Source organism: Xenorhabdus stockiae, assembly GCF_002632825.1.
Taxonomy (GTDB): Bacteria; Pseudomonadota; Gammaproteobacteria; order Enterobacterales; family Enterobacteriaceae; genus Xenorhabdus; species Xenorhabdus stockiae.
Map to the genome: position 1 here is coordinate 1 of NZ_NJAJ01000094.1, position 2,695 is coordinate 2,695.

The following is a 2,695-nucleotide window of genomic DNA, read 5'->3' on the forward strand; positions in this document are numbered from 1 at the left end:
ATGCCTTCTCCATGCTAAGCAACGATAACAAGTGTTATCAAAAGGCACCTTACCGTTGTGGAAAACAAAAAACCCCGCGAGTGCGAGGCTATGGAATTCTATTTTGTTTCAACGAGAGGCAATAACCCATCGTTGGGATAACGATAGGCTATTTCCGCCACTGAGTCAATATCATTTATCTATTATTTAGTAACTATGTGGTAATATTTTCTCTTTTAGTTAATTCTGATAGAACAGAATCAGCTCTTAACTCTTCTATTAAGCATTCCTCAATTAACGATTCATAGAGCTGCTTAAAATTCCTTCTCCATGAGGTTTCAGGTAATTCCATTATCTCATCACAGATGGCTCGCCTGACATCCTCTGCTGGTAATCTGGAGTACCCACGCCCTGAACATTTTGGACAGATCTTGTAAACCGGAATACCCTGTAATTCAGTCTGCTCCCTATCCAGAACCTCCCCCCGACCATTGCAACGGCACGAATGACTCACTTCACCTTTCCCTTTGCATGTTGGACAGGCTACTTTCACCACTTCTCTCACTTCACGAGATTTAGCGTATGATGACGGGATAGTCTCCGCCCCCATGCTTAAATTAGCTTTAACGAGCGTTCTCTCACGCCAAGGTGTGTATGTCTTTGTAGAAAACATCTCCGCCTCGATAAACCCGTCATCACAATCCGAACACGGCTTCTTACTGGCTGCACTCCTCGCGTAATCCTGAAAGGCATAATTTGCGAGTATTCGCAGGACGCTTTGCTTAACATTCTCATCAAGTTTTGCAATTGCACTGTGCTTATGAACCTGCGTCAGTGCATACTGATAGAGACTCTCCACTGCTTCATCGGGTTTATTGATCCCTTGTTTCGCCAAAAACAGCTCAATACCCATCCTCGCCTGAGCGGACGCCAATCCTAGTGAGGCCATAACATCGGTAATTGAAAAGGAATCAGTCGCTGTTGCGGCTGGAGAGTCACTAAACATGATGCTCTTCGGTGAGAAGTACTTGGGTAATGATTCTAATTTCATTTCAGCTCCGGCAATACTGTATGCTCTTTATCGAGACGCGTCGTATACATCAAAATTCCCGCCATTGATTTTCTATGTACCCTAACAACCATCCTTCCGCCCTCCAGTTGGAGAATGCAGCGGTGATGACCCTTTTTTCTTTTCAGATATCTGGCCTCTTCGATTGCAGGCTCTAGTTCGGTAAACATTACGCCACCTCCCGTGCCCGTAATTCCCTGAGCTTTTCTTTGTACTCATCCCGGATAGACTGACATTCCTCAATTGTCCATCGATGCCGATCATGATTGGACTCGATAGCATCCACCGCTGCCTGACCGATGCGCCGAATTAACTCAACCCGGTAAGGAACAATATTCCCGGACTTATGCTGATTGCAGACGATGCACTGCCGTTGAATATTGCGTTCATCAAACCTCAACTGAGGTGCTGCTAAGGTCGTCCGATAGTGCCCCGCATCCCATTGAGAAGACGTGTACGTGCCACAGGAGACACACGGTAAGTCGCGGTCTCGTTCTCTGATATAGGCATTTACAGCGCGTTGGGCTTGTTGAATCCAATAACTGCGGGGTTTTATGGCTAGCTTGCGGGCTTTGAGTTTATCTCGGTTGGCTACTTCTTTTTGTCGTCGTTCTCGTTGTCGGGCTTGCTCCTCTTTCTTGTTTTTCTGTCGGTATAGTTGAATGGCGTACTCTTCTTTATGTTCCTGACTGCACCATTGTTCATTTGGAAATACCGGTTGGAACTTCTCGCTACAAATTTTACATTTCCGTTGTCGAAACCTTGCCACCTTATCCCCCTAAAGCCAGTCCCATAATCAGGGTGACTGTTATCCAAAAGAGTGTGAATGGGAGGTATTTCATTTCTTCCTCCCTCTTTCCATCCAATTTTTAGCTGCCATATCTCCCTTTTCTAGGAGATAAAACCATTCACCATATGCAATAACCTTATGCGCCCAGTTAAGTGATTTCTTACCGCCTATTAATCCAGCGAAAGCAATAGCAAGCCCACAAATAAAAACCCGCAATCGTCTGAAGCTAATGGAATCGTCAATTTTTGGATATTTCACTGCCCCTGCCTCCACTTGAGTTAAACCCTGTGCCCGTAATAGTTCAGCGTGTAGCGTTTCTCTGTGAGCTTTACGCCCTGATATACAGCCCATGCCTGTGAATATTCAATTAAACTGCTCATGCGCTTTACACTCATTCTGGCGGTGCTTTCTCTTGCCAGCGGTACTAATTCACCTTCCAGCCCTGCGATGATTTGCCCCTCTTTTCCGGTCGCTTTGGCGTGACCAGAGACGAAAATGCATTTCCATTCCGGCGTCTTCCATGTATTACCAGCCCATTCAATACCCTGTTTAGAAACGTCACCACATAACGCATGGAACTTGTCGTTCTGCGGTAGTGTTCGGCTTGAATCTGATAGGGTGACTTGAATGGGGAATTCGTCGTTGAGGGGTAAATTATTGAGAGAGGCTATTAGGTTTTTGAGTATGTGCGCATTTCTAAGCAGAAAGACCTGCTTTTCCATCAGCCCTCTCTCTTATTCCACAATTTAATTGCATTCTTCATGCTTAATTTTGATTCAACAGAAAACAGGCACATCAAACATGTAATTTGGCACTTACATTTGGGCTTTTGATTGTGGTCTATTCTAAGCCTGAAT

Annotated in this window: 5 protein-coding genes; all 5 read right to left on the reverse strand. The window is 45.0% G+C overall.

The genetic code is table 11. The features are described 5' to 3' along the window. Nucleotides 1-193 precede the first annotated feature (193 nt). The 5 genes from Xsto_RS20270 to Xsto_RS20290 all read right to left on the reverse strand — a co-directional run bounded on the left by Xsto_RS20270 (nucleotide 194) and on the right by Xsto_RS20290 (nucleotide 2,560). Complete coding sequence (locus tag Xsto_RS20270; RefSeq protein WP_244590477.1) at nucleotides 194-985, reverse strand: antitermination protein; 792 nt, start codon at nucleotides 983-985, stop codon at nucleotides 194-196. Between the two features lie 41 nt (nucleotides 986-1,026). Then, nucleotides 1,027-1,218, reverse strand: coding sequence for a hypothetical protein (locus Xsto_RS20275; protein WP_099126256.1), 192 nt, complete (start codon nucleotides 1,216-1,218; stop codon nucleotides 1,027-1,029). After that, nucleotides 1,218-1,817 carry a recombination protein NinG gene (locus Xsto_RS20280; RefSeq protein WP_099126257.1) on the reverse strand — a complete coding sequence of 200 codons (600 nt, stop codon included), beginning with the start codon at nucleotides 1,815-1,817 and terminating at the stop codon, nucleotides 1,218-1,220. The genes Xsto_RS20275 and Xsto_RS20280 overlap by 1 nt, the downstream gene beginning before the upstream one ends. A gap of 69 nt (nucleotides 1,818-1,886) precedes the next feature. Further along, nucleotides 1,887-2,096: a hypothetical protein gene (locus Xsto_RS20285; RefSeq protein ID WP_141554554.1), complete on the reverse strand. Its 210-nt coding sequence runs from the start codon at nucleotides 2,094-2,096 to the stop codon at nucleotides 1,887-1,889. Between the two features lie 20 nt (nucleotides 2,097-2,116). Next, a complete protein-coding gene (locus Xsto_RS20290; protein ID WP_099126259.1) occupies nucleotides 2,117-2,560 on the reverse strand; it encodes a recombination protein NinB in 444 nt (147 codons plus the stop codon). Nucleotides 2,561-2,695 lie beyond the last annotated feature (135 nt).

Coding starts and splice junctions, on each gene's coding strand:
- Xsto_RS20290 (WP_099126259.1), bottom strand. CDS start 2,560: ATGGAAAAGCAGGTCTTTCTGCTTAGAAATGCGCACATACTCAAAAAC.
- Xsto_RS20275 (WP_099126256.1), bottom strand. CDS start 1,218: ATGTTTACCGAACTAGAGCCTGCAATCGAAGAGGCCAGATATCTGAAA.
- Xsto_RS20270 (WP_244590477.1), bottom strand. CDS start 985: ATGTTTAGTGACTCTCCAGCCGCAACAGCGACTGATTCCTTTTCAATT.